The 16,070-nt window shown below is 64.4% G+C and carries 16 protein-coding genes; 8 read left to right on the forward strand and 8 right to left on the reverse strand.

Translation table 11 applies throughout. The features are described 5' to 3' along the window. The first annotated feature begins 44 nt into the window (after positions 1-44). Positions 45-692: a hypothetical protein gene (locus ACFOJE_RS09240; protein WP_377814026.1), complete on the forward strand. Its 648-nt coding sequence runs from the start codon at positions 45-47 to the stop codon at positions 690-692. A gap of 69 nt (positions 693-761) precedes the next feature. Here the strand turns inward: ACFOJE_RS09240 and ACFOJE_RS09245 are convergent, their stop codons facing one another. Continuing rightward, positions 762-1,076, reverse strand: a complete 315-nt coding sequence (locus ACFOJE_RS09245; protein ID WP_377814027.1) for an SCP2 sterol-binding domain-containing protein — start codon at positions 1,074-1,076, stop codon at positions 762-764. 56 nt (positions 1,077-1,132) lie between these two features. Beyond that, complete coding sequence (locus ACFOJE_RS09250; protein ID WP_377814136.1) at positions 1,133-1,831, reverse strand: histidine phosphatase family protein; 699 nt, start codon at positions 1,829-1,831, stop codon at positions 1,133-1,135. 323 nt (positions 1,832-2,154) lie between these two features. On the opposite strand from ACFOJE_RS09250, the gene sohB reads away from it, so the two are divergent. Then, positions 2,155-3,177, forward strand: a complete 1,023-nt coding sequence (sohB, locus tag ACFOJE_RS09255) for a protease SohB (protein WP_377814028.1) — start codon at positions 2,155-2,157, stop codon at positions 3,175-3,177. A gap of 57 nt (positions 3,178-3,234) precedes the next feature. Here the strand turns inward: sohB and ACFOJE_RS09260 are convergent, their stop codons facing one another. From ACFOJE_RS09260 to ACFOJE_RS09280, 5 genes are all read right to left on the reverse strand, one after another. Then, positions 3,235-3,732, reverse strand: coding sequence for a DUF934 domain-containing protein (locus ACFOJE_RS09260; RefSeq protein WP_377814029.1), 498 nt, complete (start codon positions 3,730-3,732; stop codon positions 3,235-3,237). Next, entirely contained in the window at positions 3,716-5,374 is a 1,659-nt protein-coding gene (locus tag ACFOJE_RS09265; protein WP_377814030.1) for a nitrite/sulfite reductase, read from the reverse strand. Before ACFOJE_RS09265 ends, ACFOJE_RS09260 begins: the two co-directional genes overlap by 17 nt. Positions 5,375-5,722: 348 nt before the next feature. After that, positions 5,723-5,941 carry a DUF2970 domain-containing protein gene (locus tag ACFOJE_RS09270; RefSeq protein WP_377814031.1) on the reverse strand — a complete coding sequence of 73 codons (219 nt, stop codon included), beginning with the start codon at positions 5,939-5,941 and terminating at the stop codon, positions 5,723-5,725. Positions 5,942-6,001: 60 nt separating this feature from the next. Further along, a complete protein-coding gene (cfa, locus tag ACFOJE_RS09275; protein ID WP_377814032.1) occupies positions 6,002-7,165 on the reverse strand; it encodes a cyclopropane fatty acyl phospholipid synthase in 1,164 nt (387 codons plus the stop codon). A 282-nt stretch (positions 7,166-7,447) separates the two neighbouring features. Further along, complete coding sequence (locus tag ACFOJE_RS09280) at positions 7,448-7,774, reverse strand: thioredoxin family protein (RefSeq protein WP_377814033.1); 327 nt, start codon at positions 7,772-7,774, stop codon at positions 7,448-7,450. 391 nt (positions 7,775-8,165) lie between these two features. Between ACFOJE_RS09280 and ACFOJE_RS09285 the strand changes: the two genes are divergently transcribed. The 6 genes from ACFOJE_RS09285 to ACFOJE_RS09310 all read left to right on the forward strand — a co-directional run bounded on the left by ACFOJE_RS09285 (position 8,166) and on the right by ACFOJE_RS09310 (position 15,409). Beyond that, positions 8,166-9,221 carry an AraC family transcriptional regulator gene (locus tag ACFOJE_RS09285; protein ID WP_377814034.1) on the forward strand — a complete coding sequence of 352 codons (1,056 nt, stop codon included), beginning with the start codon at positions 8,166-8,168 and terminating at the stop codon, positions 9,219-9,221. Positions 9,222-9,468: 247 nt separating this feature from the next. Continuing rightward, positions 9,469-10,233, forward strand: coding sequence for an SDR family NAD(P)-dependent oxidoreductase (locus tag ACFOJE_RS09290; protein ID WP_377814036.1), 765 nt, complete (start codon positions 9,469-9,471; stop codon positions 10,231-10,233). Positions 10,234-10,247: 14 nt separating this feature from the next. After that, on the forward strand, positions 10,248-11,438 hold the full coding sequence (locus tag ACFOJE_RS09295) for an acetyl-CoA C-acyltransferase (protein WP_377814037.1): 1,191 nt from the start codon (positions 10,248-10,250) through the stop codon (positions 11,436-11,438). A gap of 10 nt (positions 11,439-11,448) precedes the next feature. Further along, a complete protein-coding gene (locus ACFOJE_RS09300) occupies positions 11,449-12,582 on the forward strand; it encodes an acyl-CoA dehydrogenase (protein WP_377814038.1) in 1,134 nt (377 codons plus the stop codon). A 106-nt stretch (positions 12,583-12,688) separates the two neighbouring features. Next, entirely contained in the window at positions 12,689-14,311 is a 1,623-nt protein-coding gene (locus tag ACFOJE_RS09305) for a long-chain fatty acid--CoA ligase (protein WP_377814039.1), read from the forward strand. After that, a complete protein-coding gene (locus ACFOJE_RS09310; protein ID WP_377814040.1) occupies positions 14,312-15,409 on the forward strand; it encodes a CaiB/BaiF CoA transferase family protein in 1,098 nt (365 codons plus the stop codon). On the opposite strand, the gene ACFOJE_RS09315 is transcribed toward ACFOJE_RS09310, so the two are convergent. Then, positions 15,393-16,043: an FMN-binding negative transcriptional regulator gene (locus ACFOJE_RS09315; RefSeq protein ID WP_377814041.1), complete on the reverse strand. Its 651-nt coding sequence runs from the start codon at positions 16,041-16,043 to the stop codon at positions 15,393-15,395. The genes ACFOJE_RS09310 and ACFOJE_RS09315 overlap by 17 nt on opposite strands. Positions 16,044-16,070 lie beyond the last annotated feature (27 nt).

Genomic DNA, 16,070 nt, shown 5'->3' on the forward strand with positions numbered 1-16,070 from the left:
CATAATCCAGCCGTCTCAATGTGCGGAACCAATGGCGGGAACTCATGCAGTATGGTGGAGTGGCTTGGGCGATGGCTCTGGTGGGGCTGCTGGTGCTGATCGTTGCTGCCCGGCTGTTGTTCGACCGCGATTGGCTGCTTGGCTGGCTGCGCGGCACTCTCGGACTAGCATTCCTCGCCACGGCCGGAGTGATCGGATTGATCGTCTGCGACCTGTTCAGTTATCGGGCTCTCCCCGAGGACGGGAGGCTGGCGCTGGTGAGCTTTCACGCCGATGGGCTTCAGCATTACCGGGTAGATATCGAGGAAGGGAGCAAGACGCGCAGCACGACCCTCGACGGCGATCTTTGGCAGCTTGACGCCCGCCTGTTCAAATGGAAGGGCCTAGCCGCTCTGATCGGTCTGGAGCCAGGCTATCGTCTGGATCGGTTGAGCGGTAGCTACCTTGCCATCGAACAGCAGCAACTGGCGCACAATATCCAAGTGACCCTGGCGGAGAGTCCTGGGGGTATCGATACCTGGCGCTGGTTGCGCTTGAGCCGGCACGATCTGGGGCTCTTCGATCCGCAGGCACTGAGGGCGGCGTTCCTGCCCATGGCCGACAATGCTACCTACGCGCTCGACCTCAAGCCAACCGGCTTGCTGGTACAACCGCTCAGTCCTGAGGCTCACCAAGCGATGAAGGACTGGTAAGCCGGAGGAAGGGCGGAGTTGGGCATGTCCGATGCCTGCTGATGCCTAGACTAGGTGCTGGTCCGTCGCTCAGTTGGGAAACAGCTCGCTCAGTTTCATGGCCAGCATCATTTCACCTTCCGCGCGTATCTTTCCGAAAAGAAATGCCTGCATCCCGCCGATTGTCCCGTTGGTGACTCCCTTCAGGGTCGCCTTATCCATGATGAGGGTTACGTTGGGGTTCTCGGCATCGCCAAGACAAACCTCGCAGGTACCATCCTTGACGACCAGGTAATGATTGTCGCCGTCTTTGATGTTGAATTGGTAAATCACATCCAGGCCGCTAGCGGCGCTGGGAGAAAAGCGGGATTTCATGGTTTCAATGATGGTGGCGGCTGAGGACATGGCTAACTCCCTTATCAGGTTCGGAGGCGGCATTTGAACAGCGATGGCTGGTCATTTCAAATGTAAGTTATGAGTTCTCGGTCGAGGTGGGCATGACTGTTGAAGGCGGTCAGAGTCACCTCGCCGTTCCGGAAGCTTAACCGGCTGAGCGAAGTATTGGCGATCTGCCATGCCTGCTCGAAGGCCTTGCCTGCAGGTACGTCGGCGATGAGGTGGAGCAGAGCGATAATAGGGCCACCGGACGTGAAAACTGCGATTCGGGTATCGGGGCCCGAGTCGCGGATCAGATGCTGGAGACCTTCACGCACGCGCATGCGGAAATATTCCCAGCTCTCCAGGTTTTCCTTCCCCTGCTTGCCTGCGAGCCAGTGTTCCACCGCTCGGCTGAACAGTCGCTGGAAATCGCTGGCTCTTGATGTCGCATTTTGCTGGGGAAGGAATAGCCCCTGTTCGCTCGAGAGAATATCGGGCAAGAATGCTTTGACCATCCCATCAAGATCGATCTCGTTGAAAGCCGGCATCGTTTCGATTGCCGGTGGTTGCTGGCCTGCTGCGCGGAATTCTTTCAGCACTATGCTGGCTGTCTGAATCTGCCGTTTCAGGGAGCCGCTGATGCAGCGATCGAAGCCCATCTGCCGCTGGGCCAGATGGCGGCCGAGAATCTCTGCCTGTCGTATGCCCAATGGGGACAGAGCGTCGTAGTCGCATGCTCCGAGAGAAGCCTGGCCATGCCTGATCAAATAAACGCTGCCCATATCCTGATCCTTGACGTTCATTGTTGCTCCACGAGAGGGTGAAAGGCGTTTCCTGCCAAACGCGTCTCCAGGTTTGGGTTCTGCATGAATGGACATCGCCGGGGCGACTAAATGCTTAGCTGGCTGTGTATTTATTACAGCAGTAAATCCATCTCGCTGCGTAATGGCCTCTCGTGCTGCTCTTGTTCGGCGATTATTCAACGATGGGGACGCTGTCGCCTTCCTCCAGGCGATCTCTGGCCGATGACGGATTCGCTCGGTATGCTTGAGCGCTTGGGTGGGCTTCGTCCGGGCACACTGGATGGCGAATCAAGGGGATAGGTGTGGATTTTCTTCTCGACTATGCGGGCTTTCTGGCCAGAGTGGTGACCGTGCTGGCAGCTGTCCTGGTGGTGCTGGTTGCACTGGCTGCCTTGCGCAGCAAAGGGCGGCACAAGAGTGCCGGACACCTGGAGGTGAACAAGCTCAACGATTTCTACAAGGCCTTGCGTGAGACCCTCGAGGAGGCCGTGCTGGACAAGGATCGGCTGAAGGCTCAGCGAAAGGAGGAGGCCAAGGCCGAGAAGCAGGCGAAGAAATCCGGCAAGCACAGAGCCCGGGTTTTCGTCCTCGATTTCGATGGCGACATCAAGGCTTCCGCCACCGACAATCTGCGCCATGAGATCACGGCGCTGTTGAGCATGGCTACGCCTCAGGATGAAGTGGTCGTCCGGCTGGAAAGCGGCGGCGGTATGGTTCATAGCTATGGTCTCGCCGCCTCGCAGCTGGTTCGTATCCGCAAGGCCGGTGTGCCGTTGACCGTCTGCGTCGACAAGGTGGCTGCCAGTGGCGGCTACATGATGGCTTGTATCGGCGAGCGCATCCTGGCGGCCCCCTTTGCGATCCTTGGCTCGATCGGTGTCGTGGCGCAGTTGCCCAATGTCCATCGGTTGCTGAAGAAGCACGATATCGACTTCGAGGTCCACACTGCTGGTGAGTACAAGCGCACGCTGACCGTGTTTGGCGAGAACACCGAGAAGGGCAGGGAGAAGTTCCAGGAAGACCTGGAGACCACCCACGAGCTCTTCAAGGGTTTCGTCGCCCGCTATCGTCCGCAGCTGTCCATCGAGGAGATCGCCACCGGCGAGATCTGGTTGGGCCAGGCCGCCCTGGGTAGGCATCTGGTCGATGATCTGCTGACCAGCGATGAGTACTTGGCCGAGCGTGCCCGAGAAGCCGATCTGTTCCACCTGCATTACGCGGAGAAGAAGAGTCTTCAGGAGCGTTTCGGTTTCGGCGTGAGTCTCGCCCTGGACAAGGTCCTTTTGAAATGGTGGGAGCGACTCAGTCAGCGCCATTACCAGTGAGGTGTCGAAAGCAAAAAGCCCCGCAGTGCGGGGCTTTTTGTTTGAGGTGTCGCAGACTCAGGCCTGGCGGCGACGGAACAGCGGGGGCTGATTTACCGCAGCCTGATAGGTCACGGAGAAGTCCTGCAAGCTCTGCAGGGCCTCGTAGGGATCGCGATCCGGACGGATAGCGAAAGCATCGAAGCCGCAGCGCTGCATATAGAACAGCTGGTCGCGCAAGACGTCGCCAATGGCGCGTACTTCGCCCTGGTAACCATAGCGTTCACGCAGCAGACGGGCACTGGAGTAGTGGCGCCCATCGGTGAAAATCGGGAAGTTCAGCGCGACCACTTGAAAGTGTGATAGGTCGTCGACGATTTCCTCGATCTCTTCGTCGCTATCCAGCCAGACGCCCAAGCCGCCATCGCGGACCTTCAGGGCATGGGCATGCTCGCGCCACAGGGCCAGGGGGACGATCAGGTCGTCGGAGTTGGACAACCCGTCGAGACTGGAGTCCTTGTCGAGCAGATGCCAGGATTCGTCGATTACTTGGCCATTCTTAATGATTCGCTGCATAAACACGCTCCTTGAAGGAATCGATGCCGATACGGCGGAAGGTGTCGATGAAGCGTTCGTCTTCATTTCGGTTCTCAACATAGACCTTGATGATCTTTTCGATCACATCGGCCATTTCCTCCTGGGCGAAGGATGGACCGAGAATCTGACCGAGACTGGCGCCGCGGTGGGAGTCGCCGCCGAGGGAGACCTGATAGAACTCGGCTCCCTTCTTGTCCACCCCGAGGATGCCGATGTGGCCGATGTGGTGATGGCCACAGGCGTTCATGCAGCCGGAGATGTTCAGGTCGAGTTCGCCGACGTCGAACAGGTAGTCGAGATCGTCGAACCGCCGCTGGATGGCTTCGGCGATCGGAATCGATTTGGCGTTGGCCAGGGAGCAGTAATCGCCGCCTGGGCAGCAGACGATGTCGGTCAGCAGGCCGATGTTCGGGGTGGCGAAGCCCTGCTCGCGCAGTTCGCTCCACAGCTCGAAGAGACGGCTCTGCTCCACGTCGGCGAGAATGATGTTCTGCTCGTGGGAGTTGCGTACTTCGCCGAAGCTGTAGCGGTCGGCCAGGTCGGCCAAGGCGTCGAGCTGTTTGTCGCTGATGTCGCCCGGTGCGGTGCCGGTGGGTTTCAGGGACAGGGTCACCGCGCAATAGCCGGGCTTCTTGTGCGCCATCACGTTGCGTTGGCGCCAGCGGGCGAAGCCGGGATGTTCGGCATCCAGACGGGCGAGGGGCTCGTCCTGGTCTTCGAGTGCCTTGTAGGCCGGCTCAACGAAGAACTTGCTGACGCGCTCGACCTCGGCTTCGGTCAGGGTGCCCGGGCCATCCTTCAGGTGAGTCCATTCGGCGTTCACGCGTTCGGCGAAGACCTCCGGGGTCAAGGCCTTGACTAGGATCTTGATCCGCGCCTTGAATTTGTTGTCGCGGCGACCATAGCGGTTGTAGACGCGCAGGATGGCATCGAGATAGGTCAGCAGGTGCCGCCAGGGCAGGAATTCGTTGATGAAGCTGCCGACGATCGGGGTGCGGCCCAAGCCGCCGCCGACGGAAACGCGGAAGCCCAGCTCGCCCGCCGCATTCTTCACCGCCTCCAGGCCGATGTCATGCACCTCGATGGCCGCCCGATCGTTCACGGCACCGTTGACGGCGATCTTGAACTTGCGCGGCAGGAAGGCGAATTCCGGATGGAAGGTCGACCACTGGCGGATGATTTCGCACCAGGGGCGCGGGTCGATCAGTTCGTCCCGGGCGACCCCGGCGAACTGGTCAGTCGTCGTGTTGCGGATACAGTTGCCGCTGGTCTGGATCGCGTGCATCTGTACGGTCGCCAGTTCGGCGAGTATGTCCGGCACGTCTTCCAGTTCGGGCCAGTTCAGCTGCACGTTGGTCCGGGTGCTGATGTGGGCATAGCCCTTGTCGTACTTGCGGGTGATTTCCGCCAGCTTGCGCACCTGGGTAGAGGACATCAGGCCATAGGGCACCGCGATGCGCAGCATGGGAGCGTAGCGCTGGATATACAAGCCGTTCTGCAGGCGAAGAGGAAGGAACTCCGAATCGCTCAGCTCGCCGGCCAGGTAGCGGCGAGTCTGATCACGGAACTGGCGAACCCGGTCCTCGATGATGTGTTGATCGTACTGGTCGTATACGTACATGAAATGTCCTGTCAGTCAGGCGGCTACTGCTATTTCTGCGCGCACGGCCGCTCACCGTGGCTGAGCGGACCAAGATATCAGTTCATTCTTATACGTAAAAGTGCTGTTTTAATATATACAGATAATATTAAGTTATTAAAAGGTTGTCTTGGGCGACAAAAAATCCTCTACTTACTCGAATTACTCGAAGCGAATCCTCTGAAGAAAGGGAAAGCATCCTGGCAAGTTATTCCGTTCGAACGATAAGGACAGTGTCATCGAGGCTGCGGCTGTCGTGTCTCTGATCGGCCTGGCGGTGGCAACGGCCGTATTCTGGGGCAGTGTCACCAACAACAAGTTTAGTGTGCTTCAAGTATGGACGAGATGAAGTATCAACTTGACCACGCCGAGAATGATCAACACGAATATAGCTGTGAATCCCAGGCCCAATAAGATGAAATGGCTGGGTTTGCCACGGGCGAAGTCCCGTGCCCGGTTTTTGCCGCTCTGAACGCCCAATGCTGCTGCCAGCACGCTCTGCAGCATTTGCCGGAAAGTGAGGGGCTTGTCGTCGTTGTCTTCGTTCATAGCGGCATCACTCTTCTCGTTGTCCCGGGCTGCCCGGCATCTCCCCATGGCGGTGGCGCTCTACATCGCTGGACGCTCGTAGCCCCCGGGGACCCCGTTTTTCGAGAGCACCAGCTGCCACAGCTGGAGATCCCGGGCCCGGAAGGCGCCGGCGCAGGAGAGAAGGTAATAGCGCCACATGCGACGGAAGCGCTCGCCCAGCTGGTCGGCGAATTGCGGCCAGGCTTTTTCGAAGTTGTGACACCAGGCCGTCAGCGTCTTGTCGTAATCCGCCCCGAAGTTGTGCAGGTCCTCCAGAATCAGCAGATCGTTCGCGGCATCGCCGATCTGGCCGAGAGAAGGCACGTCGCCATTAGGAAAGATGTAGCGGTCGATCCATGCGTCCGTCGAGGAACTGCGATCGTTCTTGCCGATGGTGTGCAGCAGGAAAAGGCCACCTTCGGCGAGGCAGCGCGTGGCCACTTCCATGAACACCCGATGGTTCTTGTGCCCTACGTGCTCGAACATGCCGACGCTGGCGATACGGTCGAAATGCTCCTCGATCTGGCGGTAGTCCTGCAGGCGGAACTCCAGGGGAAGGCCAGCATAGCGCTGGCTGGCCCAGATTGCCTGCTCCTTGGAAATCGTCACGCCGACGCCTTGTACACCGTAACGCTCGGCGGCATAGCCCAGGAAACTGCCCCAACCGCAGCCGATGTCCAGCACCCTCATCCCCGGCTCCAGGCGGAGCTTGCGGCAGATCAACTCCAGCTTCGCCTCCTGGGCTTCGGTCAGGTTGCCGGCATTCTTCCAGTAACCGCAGGTGTAGGTCATGCGCGGGTCGAGCATGGCGGCATAGAAGGCGTTGCCTAGGTCGTAGTGAGCCCTGCCCACTTGCCAGGCCCGCCGGCTGCTTTGCAGGTTGACCAGGCGGGCGCGCAGGGCGTGGAGCATCATGCGCACGGGCTGCACCTGGCGATCCAGGCGTGCGGACAAAAGCCGGTGGAAGAACTCGTCCAGCCGCTCGGCCTCCCAGGCCCCGTCCATGTAGGCTTCGCCAAGCCCCAGGTTCCCTTGGGCGAAGATTCGCTCGGGGACTCTGGGGGCATTGAGGCGCATATCCCAGGGACGGTTGCCCCCGATACGGATATCGGCACGCTCTAGAAGCTCGACCATCAGACGGTGCAAGCTTGAGTCTTGCGAGATGAAGCTGGTCGAGGCGTTGTCCCTGAATGCTTGATTCATGGTTCATCCGTCCTTTCCATGAACATGTTGCACTTACCACAATAGATGACCCGCAGCCTTCGCTCCCGGTTCAAAACGGCCGGGAAATCGAAACCTAACACTCCTCGAATACGGTTCGATGACCGCTTTCGGTCGATGCTTGATCAGGCAGCGAAGTCCACCCGCTGGTGAGGGTCGACGAACAGGTACTGTTCCCCGAGTGCGGATGATCACCGAGGGCCTTCCGGTGTGCGGATTGGCGGAGCGGAACGAAATGCGCAGTTTGCCTTCGGAAAACGTGCTTCAAGCTCCCGGACAGATCATCGCCAGGGCACGTTCGATGGCTTGCGCATCGATAGGGCGAACCAGTCGTGCGACCTCCTTGCCCTGATCGAGAAACACCAAGGTGGGCCACAGGGTGACCCGGAAAGAGCGTCCGAGCGGTCGTCCCTTGCCATCCTCGATCTTGATGTGGCGTACATGCGCATATCCGGCGAGCGCTTTGCCGATCAGGGGCTGGGCTGCCTGGCAATGACCGCACCAGATCGCGCCGAACTCGAGGACGGTCGGTCCGGCCAATGCATCGATCTCGGCCCGGGTGGGCTCATGGTGAAGGTTTGCCTCGTTCATGTTGTGCTCGCGTGATCTGACTGCGCCTGTTCGTTAGAGGCTGGAAGGCGCTGGGTGTTCCATCCCGGAATGGCAACGTCAGTTCCAATTGATCCCAGGAATCTTTCCATATTCCTGGGTATTAAGAAATAAATTATCTGTAATCGGAAGTCCACTGGCTGGCAATTGTCACCGCCAACCATCGATGCCGATAAAGTAAACAAGGAGAGGCCCATTCTGACCGAAGAGGGCGCCGCGATAGGGGGCGTTTAGCGGAGATACGCCAGCCTGGATGAACCTGTCCCTCAGTCCTTCGGTACCGTGCCCGTCGATGGGCTTTCGAACCCGGTGCCTGGCGTTCCTCGGCCGGCTTGCCTATGTTATCCGCACCTCCCGACGGAGCCCGGAACAGGTGAATCAGCGCGCCGTGCCAGTGCACAAGGACAGCATCTCCATTCGTCTGGTCGAAGAAGCCCTCAGGGCCTTCGCGCTGCGGGGGGAGTCGACCGACGAGTTGCTGCGCGAGGTCGGTCTGGAGCCAGCCATCCTGGCAATGCCCGGAGCGCGGGTGGAGGTGAGGGTATACAGCCGCCTGTGGCTGCTGCTCGCGCGGCGTTTCGACGACGAGTTCTTCGGCATGGACCCGCGGCGCATGCGCGCGGGCAGCTTCGCCTTCCTCTGTCGCGTCTGCCGGACCCAGGCCACCCTGGAGGAGGCGCTGCGCATCGCGCTGGATTTCTTCGGTCTGACCTTCGAGAGCTTTCGCGGCAGCCTGAGCCGCAGCCAGAGTCTGGCCGAGGTGGTGCTGCATGAGCGCAGCGCCGAACCGGCGAGGTCCTTCGCCTATTTCACCTTCTGGCTGCTGCTGCACGGACTGGCCTGCTGGCTGGTCGGCCGGCGTTTCCCCCTGCTGGCGGTCGAGTCGCGCTGCGCCGTGCCGGATTACATCGACGACTACCGGGTGATGTTCTCCAACAACCTGCGTTTCGACCGGCCTCGCTCGCGAATCATTTTCGCCGCGGACGTGCTGGCTCTGCCGGTGCGGCGCAGCGAAGCCGAGCTGGCGGATTTCCTCGCCAGGGCGCCGTCCAACATCCTGGTCAAGTACCGCGATACCGGCAGCATGGCTCACCGCATCAAGGCCCATTTGCGCACCTTGCCGGCCGAGCGCTGGCCGACCGGGGAGGAACTGGCCCAAGCGCTGTGCGTTTCGCCTTCGACCCTGCGCCGGCGCCTGGCCGAGGTCGGTCAGTCCTACCAGGCGATCAAGGACGCGGTGCGCCAGGAAATGGCGACGGCCTGGCTGGCCGACCCCGAGGTGACTTTCGGCGAGATCGCCGCGCGCCTGGGCTTCGCCGAAGTCAGCGCTTTCTACAGGGCCTTCCGCAAGTGGACCGGGAGCAATCCCGGTCATTACCGCGCCCTGATTCTGCAGTCGCCGATTGGCCAAAACGGTCACGCAGATTGAAAGGAACGGCCATTGTCCAGCCGCCTGCGGATGACCAAGATGAAGCCACCCACGCTTGTCGTGATTTCCAATTAGAACAAGAAAGGAAACCGCCATGCCGTACTTCTCCCTTCTGCTGCATCCCCCGGCAGCCCCGTCCGATTAGCCGTCCGCACCCGGAAAATCCAGCCAGGCGTTACGTCGCCTGACTGCACCCGCACGTCTCACTTCGCCAGCCGGGCTGGCGTTCGTTCGAGAGAGATTCGCCATGCACATCCAGAACAAGGTTTTTCTCGTCACCGGCGCCGCCTCCGGGCTGGGCGAGGCCACCGCCCGGGCGCTGATTGCAGCCGGCGGCAAGGTACTGCTGGTCGATCTGGCCTCCACGGTGGAAGAGCGCGCCGCCGAACTGGGCGGCAACGCCCGCGGCCTGGTAGCCGACATCACCGACGAAGGCGCTGCCCGCCGCGCGGTGGCCGGCGCCGTCGAAACCTTCGGCGCCCTGCACGGGCTGGTCAACTGCGCCGGGGTGGTCGGCGGCGAGAAGCTGCTCGGCCGCAACGGCCCGCACGCACTGGAGAGCTTCGCGCGCATCGTCGCTGTCAACCTGATCGGCACCTTCAACATGCTGCGCCTGGCCGCCGAAGCGATGGTAGAGGGCGCGGCGGGCGAGGGCGGCGAGCGCGGGGTGATCGTCAACACCGCGTCCATCGCCGCCTTCGACGGGCAGATCGGCCAGGCCGCCTACGCCGCCTCCAAGGGCGGGGTGGCGTCGCTGACCCTGCCGGCGGCGCGCGAGCTGGCCCGTCACGGCATCCGGGTGATGACCGTCGCCCCCGGCGTGTTCGAGACGCCGATGATGGCCGGGATGAGCGCCGAGGTGCGCGAGGCGCTGGCCGCCGGCGTGCCGTTCCCGCCACGCCTGGGCAAGCCCGAGGAATTCGCCGCGCTGGTGCGGCACATCGTCGAGAACCCCATGCTCAACGGCGAGGTGATCCGTCTCGACGGTGCCCTGCGCATGGCCGCCAAGTGACAGGAGATGAATCCATGAACCAGCAAGATCCGATCGTCATCGTCGGCAGCGCGCGCACGCCGATGGGCGGCTTCCAAGGCGACCTCCAGGGGCTGACCACCCCCGAACTGGGCGCCGCTGCGATCCGCGCCGCGGTGACGCGCAGCGGCATCGCCCCCGAGGCGGTGCAGGAGGCGCTGATGGGCTGCGTGCTGCCCGCCGGCCTCGGTCAGGCGCCGGCGCGCCAGGCGGCGCTGAGCGCCGGGCTGAGCAAATCCACCGTATGCACCACCCTGAACAAGATGTGCGGCTCGGGCATGCAGGCGGTGATTCTCGGCCACGATCTGCTGCGCGCCGGCAGTGCCGAGGTGGTGGTGGCCGGCGGCATGGAGAGCATGTCCAACGCCCCCTACCTGCTCGACCGCGCGCGCGGCGGCTACCGCATGGGCCATGGGCGGGTGCTCGACCACATGTTCCTCGACGGCCTGGAGGACGCCTACGACAAGGGCCGCCTGATGGGCACCTTCGCCGAGGACTGCGCGCAGGCCTACGGCTTCGGCCGCGAGGCGCAGGACGCCTACGCGCTGGCCTCGCTGCAGCGCGCCCGCGAGGCGATGGCCGAGGGCCGCTTCGCCGAAGAGATCGTGCCCCTTGACGTGCCGCACGGCCGCGCGCAGCGGCGCGTCGAGCACGACGAGCAGCCGCCCAAGGCCAGCCCGGAGAAGATCCCGACCCTGCGCCCGGCGTTCCGCGAGGGCGGCACGGTGACTGCGGCCAACTCCAGCTCGATCTCCGACGGCGCCGCCGCGCTGCTTTTGATGCGCCGCTCCGAGGCCGAGCGCCGCGGCCTGCGCCCGCTGGCGGCGATCCGCGGCCACGCCGCCTTCGCCGATGCGCCCAACCTGTTCCCCACCGCGCCGATCGGCGCGATCCGCAACCTCATGCAGCGCACCGGCTGGCGGCTGGACGAGGTCGAGCTGTTCGAGATCAACGAGGCGTTCGCCGTAGTGGCCATGGTCGCCATGCGCGAGCTGGGCCTCGACCGCGCGCGGGTCAACGTGCACGGCGGCGCCTGCGCCCTCGGCCACCCGATCGGCGCTTCCGGCGCGCGCATCCTGGTCACCCTGCTGGCGGCGCTGCGCAGCCACGGCCTGCGCCGCGGCCTGGCGGCCATCTGCATCGGCGGCGGCGAGGCCACCGCCGTGGCCGTCGAGCGCCTGGACTGAGGAGGCCGCCATGCTGCCGAACGACGAACAACTCGGCATCGGCGAGATGGCGCGGCGCTTCGCCCAAGAGCGCCTGCGCCCGTTCGCCGCCGAATGGGACCGCGAGCACCGTTTCCCCGCCGAGGCGATCCGGGAAATGGCCGAACTCGGCTTCCTCGGCATGCTGGTGCCGGAGGAGTGGGACGGCTGCGCCACCGGCTACCTGGCCTACGCCATGGCGCTGGAGGAGATTGCCGCCGGCGACGGCGCCTGTTCGACCATCATGAGCGTGCACAACTCGGTGGGCTGCGTGCCGATCCTGCACTTCGGCGACGAGGCGCAGAAGCGCCGCTTCCTCGTCCCACTGGCGCGCGGCGAGCAGCTCGGCGCCTTCGCCTTCACCGAGCCGCAGGCCGGCTCGGACGCCAGCAACCTGCGCACCCGTGCGCGGCGCGACGGCGCCGACTACGTGCTCGACGGCAGCAAGCAGTTCATCACCTCCGGGCAGCACGCCGGCACGGTGATCGTCTTCGCCGTCACCGACCCGCAGGCCGGCAAGCGCGGCATCAGCGCTTTCCTGGTACCCACCGACAGCCCCGGCTACCGCGTGCTGCGCGTCGAGGACAAGCTCGGCCAGCACGCCTCCGACACCTGCCAGATCGCCTTCGAGGGCCTGCGCGTGCCGGCCAGCCAGCGCCTCGGCGAGGAAGGCGACGGCTACCGCATCGCCCTGGCCAACCTGGAGGGCGGGCGCATCGGCATCGCCGCCCAGGCGGTGGGCATGGCGCGCGCCGCCTTCGAGGTGGCCCGCGACTACGCCCGCGAGCGCAAGGCGTTCGGCAAGCCGCTGCTGGAGCACCAGGCGGTGGCCTTCCGCCTGGCCGACATGGCCACGCGCATCGCCGTGGCGCGGCAGATGGTCCACCACGCCGCCGCGCTGCGCGACGCCGGCCGCCCGGCGCTGGTGGAGGCCTCGATGGCCAAGCTGTTCGCCTCGGAGATGGCCGAACAGGTCTGCTCCGCGGCGATCCAGACCCTCGGCGGCTACGGCTACCTCGATGACTTCCCGGTGGCGCGCATCTACCGCGACGTGCGCGTCTGCCAGATCTACGAAGGCACCAGCGACATCCAGCGCCTGGTGATCGCCCGCCACCTGGGAGGATGAGCTTCTTCGAACAAGAGTTGGATTGATCGAGCATTCAACGGCAAACAGCCGGCATATCCGTCGAAAACAAGAATAAGAAGAGGGAATAGAAATGCTAGAAGGTCTGATGCAGAAAACTCCGCTGCTGATCAGCGGCATCCTCAAGCATGCCGCCAGTGCCCATAGCGATCGGGAGGTGGTGTCGCGATTGGTCGACGAGCCGCTCTGGCGTTACGACTACCTGGGCCTGGCGAGGCGCGCCGCCCAGGCTGCGGCGATGCTGCGGCGGCTCGGGGTCGGCCCGGGCGATCGGGTGTCCTCGCTGGCCTGGAACACCCACCGGCACTACGAGCTGTTCTTCGCCGTGCCGGGGATCGGCGCGGTGCTGCACACCGCCAATCCGCGCCTGTCCGACGAGCAGATCGCCTACACCCTCAACCACGCCGCCAGCGGCGTCCTGCTGTTCGACGTCAGTTTCGCGCCGCTCGTGGCGCGGCTACGTCCGATGCTGCGCAGCATCCGCTATTTCATCGTGCTCGCCGACCGGGATTGTTACGACGCGGGCGAGCAGCCGGTGCCCGACTACGAGCGGCTGATCGCCGCCGAGCAGCCGCTGGACTGGCCGACCTTCGACGAGAATGCCGGCGCCATTCTCTGCTACACCTCCGGTACCACCGGCGACCCCAAGGGCGTGCTCTACAGCCACCGTTCGGTGGTGCTGCACGCTCTGGCGGCGGGCTTGAGCGGGGCGTTCGACCTGTCGGCCTTCGACTGCGTGATGCCGTGCTCCTCGCTCTACCACGCCACGGCCTGGGGCCTGCCGTTCGCCGTGGCGGTCAACGGCTGCAAGTTCGTCCTGCCTTGCGACAGGATGGACGGCTGCAGCCTGCAGGAGCTGATCCGGAGCGAGGGCGTGACCCTCTCCGGCGGCGTGCCGACCATCTGGACTCTGTACCTCGACCATCTCGAACGCAGCGGCGAGGCCGCCGGCACCCTGGAGCGCCTGGTGATCGGCGGTTCCGCGGTGCCGCGGGCGATGGCGGAGAAGTTCCAGAACCGCTACGGGGTGACCATCCGCCAGTTGTGGGGCATGACCGAGATGAGCCCGCTGGGCGTGGTCGCGACGCCGACGCCCAGGCTGGCCGCGCGTGGCCAGGCGGCGACCGACGAGGTGATCTGGACGCGCCAGGGACGGCTGCAGTTCGGCGTCGAGCTGAAGATCGTCGACGAGGACGGCAAGGAGCTGCCGCGCGACGGCGAGAGCCCCGGCAGGCTGCTGGTGCGCGGACCCTGGACCATCGAGCGCTACTTCCGCAGCGAGCGCAGCGCCCTCGATGCCGAGGGCTGGTTCGATACCGGCGACATCGCCACCCTGGATGGCGACGGCTTCATGCGCATCACCGACCGCAGCAAGGACGTGATCAAGTCCGGCGGGGAGTGGGTCAGCTCCATCGACATCGAGAACGTCGCCGCGGCCTGCCCGGGGGTGAAGTTCGCGGCGGTGGTCGGCGTGTTCCATCCCAAGTGGGAGGAGCGGCCGGTGCTGGTGATCGAGCCGCACGAGGATGCCGAGGTCTGTCCGAAGCGGGTGCTGGCCCATATCGAGCCGCACATCGTCAAATGGTGGATGCCGGACGCGGTGATTTTCGACCAGGTGCCGCTGACCGCCACCGGCAAGGTCAACAAGAAGCTGCTGCGCGAGCGCTATCGCGACCATCTGGTGCGCACCGCCGAGGCGGAGGGGCTCTGAATGGCGACCAACGACGAGGCCCGTCAGGGGCCGCTGGTCGGGCTGCGCGTGCTGGAGTTCGCCGGCATCGGCCCCGGCCCGCACTGCGCCATGCTGCTCGCCGACATGGGCGCCGAGGTGCTGCGCATCGAGCGCGAAGGCGGCAACGGCTGGCCCAATCCGGTGGCCGACCGCGGACGCTCGGTGCTGGCGCTGGACATCCGCAGCGAGGCGGGGCGCCAGCGCTGCCTCGAGCTGGCCGACCGGGCGGACGTATTGATCGAGGGCTTTCGCCCCGGCGTGATGGAGCGCCTGGGTCTCGGGCCGGAGGTGCTGTGCGCGCGCAACCCGCGGCTGGTCTACGGGCGCATGACCGGCTGGGGCCAGACCGGCCCGCTGGCCCGCGCCGCCGGTCACGACATCAACTACATCGCCCTCACCGGCGCGCTCGCCGCCATCGGCGGCCGGGAAGGCACGGCGATCCCGCCGCTGAACCTGGTCGGTGACTTCGGCGGGGGCTCGATGTTTCTCGCCTTCGGCCTCCTGGCGGCGTTGTGGGAGCGCGAGCGCTCCGGCCTGGGCCAGGTAGTCGATGCGGCCATCGTCGACGGCGTGTCCTCGCTGATGAGCTTTTTCGCCGGCGGCAGCCTGTCGCTGGAGCGACAGCACAGCCTGCTCGGCGGCGCCGCGCCGTACTACCGCTGCTATACCTGCGCCGATGGCCGGGAGATTGCCGTCGGCCCCCTGGAACCGCAGTTCTACCGCGAGCTGCTGGAACGCATCGAGGCGCCGGAGAGCCTGCTCCAAGGCCGCGAGGAGCCGGCCAACTGGGAAGTCCACGGCCACTGCCTGGCCGAGCTGTTCGCCACCCGCACCAGGGAAGAATGGTGTGCGCTGCTGGAGGGCAGCGATGCCTGCTTCGCACCAGTGCTGTCGCTCTCCGAAGCGCCGGAGCATCCCCATATGCGGGCGCGCGGGGTCTATCGGGAGGTCGGGGGCACGCTGCAGGCAGCCCCCGCGCCGTGCCTGTCGCGTACCCCGGGCAAGGCCAGGCCTTCGGTCAGGCTCGACGGGGAGGCATGGGGTTGGGAGGAGGCGACGGCTAGACCTCCCGGCTAGAGGACGCCTCTTCGACCAGGGCAGCCAAGGCCAGGGCCCGGTCGTTGCCCTGGTTCTCGAGTCCGGCGACGACGCCAGCGCGATTCTGCTCCGGCTGGTTCTGACTGTTCTTGAACTTGCCGGTGAGTTTGTCGATCACCAGCTCGATGCCGACGATCGCCTCCAGGCGACGGTCGATGAAATCGGCGGGCGCATCGCCAACCTCCCATGGAGCGGCGAAGGTGGCCTCCTGCTGGGTGGTGAGGGCTTCTACCTGGGTGCGTAGCCAGGCCGGATCGTCGATTGCTCGGAGCGAGCCGTGGGCGTGCACCACGGCATAGTTCCAAGTCGGCACGACCCGGCCGTGCTCCCGCTTGGTCGGATACCAGGACGGCGAAATATAGCCATCCGGGCCATGGAAGATCGCCAGTGCCTTGGCGCCCTCGAGCAGATCGCGCCAGAGAGGGTTGGCGCGGGCGACATGGCCGCGCAGCGAGCCGAGACCGCCAGTCTCTTCGGAGAAGAACAGGGGGATGTGGTTGGCATCGATGTCCCCGGACGCCGACAGGATCACGAGGGTGGCGAGCGGGTGGGTACGCATCAGGGCGTGCAGGGCTTCGGGGCGGGTTTCTTCGAAGTGGCGGGGAAGGTACATGGATCACCTGCGGACCGAGACCGTTGT

Source organism: Azotobacter bryophylli (genome assembly GCF_042643485.1).
Lineage (GTDB): Bacteria > Pseudomonadota > Gammaproteobacteria > Pseudomonadales > Pseudomonadaceae > Azotobacter > Azotobacter bryophylli.

Excerpts from the sequence above, each read along its gene's own strand:
- ACFOJE_RS09295 (WP_377814037.1), top strand. The coding sequence starts at position 10,248 with ATGAACCAGCAAGATCCGATCGTCATCGTCGGCAGCGCGCGCACGCCG.
- ACFOJE_RS09300 (WP_377814038.1), top strand. The coding sequence starts at position 11,449 with ATGCTGCCGAACGACGAACAACTCGGCATCGGCGAGATGGCGCGGCGC.
- ACFOJE_RS09315 (WP_377814041.1), bottom strand. The coding sequence starts at position 16,043 with ATGTACCTTCCCCGCCACTTCGAAGAAACCCGCCCCGAAGCCCTGCAC.
- cfa (WP_377814032.1), bottom strand. The coding sequence starts at position 7,165 with ATGAATCAAGCATTCAGGGACAACGCCTCGACCAGCTTCATCTCGCAA.
- ACFOJE_RS09310 (WP_377814040.1), top strand. The coding sequence starts at position 14,312 with ATGGCGACCAACGACGAGGCCCGTCAGGGGCCGCTGGTCGGGCTGCGC.
- ACFOJE_RS09305 (WP_377814039.1), top strand. The coding sequence starts at position 12,689 with ATGCAGAAAACTCCGCTGCTGATCAGCGGCATCCTCAAGCATGCCGCC.
- ACFOJE_RS09280 (WP_377814033.1), bottom strand. The coding sequence starts at position 7,774 with ATGAACGAGGCAAACCTTCACCATGAGCCCACCCGGGCCGAGATCGAT.
- ACFOJE_RS09245 (WP_377814027.1), bottom strand. The coding sequence starts at position 1,076 with ATGTCCTCAGCCGCCACCATCATTGAAACCATGAAATCCCGCTTTTCT.
- ACFOJE_RS09250 (WP_377814136.1), bottom strand. The coding sequence starts at position 1,831 with ATGGGCAGCGTTTATTTGATCAGGCATGGCCAGGCTTCTCTCGGAGCA.
- ACFOJE_RS09240 (WP_377814026.1), top strand. The coding sequence starts at position 45 with ATGCAGTATGGTGGAGTGGCTTGGGCGATGGCTCTGGTGGGGCTGCTG.
- ACFOJE_RS09270 (WP_377814031.1), bottom strand. The coding sequence starts at position 5,941 with ATGAACGAAGACAACGACGACAAGCCCCTCACTTTCCGGCAAATGCTG.
- ACFOJE_RS09290 (WP_377814036.1), top strand. The coding sequence starts at position 9,469 with ATGCACATCCAGAACAAGGTTTTTCTCGTCACCGGCGCCGCCTCCGGG.
- ACFOJE_RS09260 (WP_377814029.1), bottom strand. The coding sequence starts at position 3,732 with ATGCAGCGAATCATTAAGAATGGCCAAGTAATCGACGAATCCTGGCAT.
- ACFOJE_RS09265 (WP_377814030.1), bottom strand. The coding sequence starts at position 5,374 with ATGTACGTATACGACCAGTACGATCAACACATCATCGAGGACCGGGTT.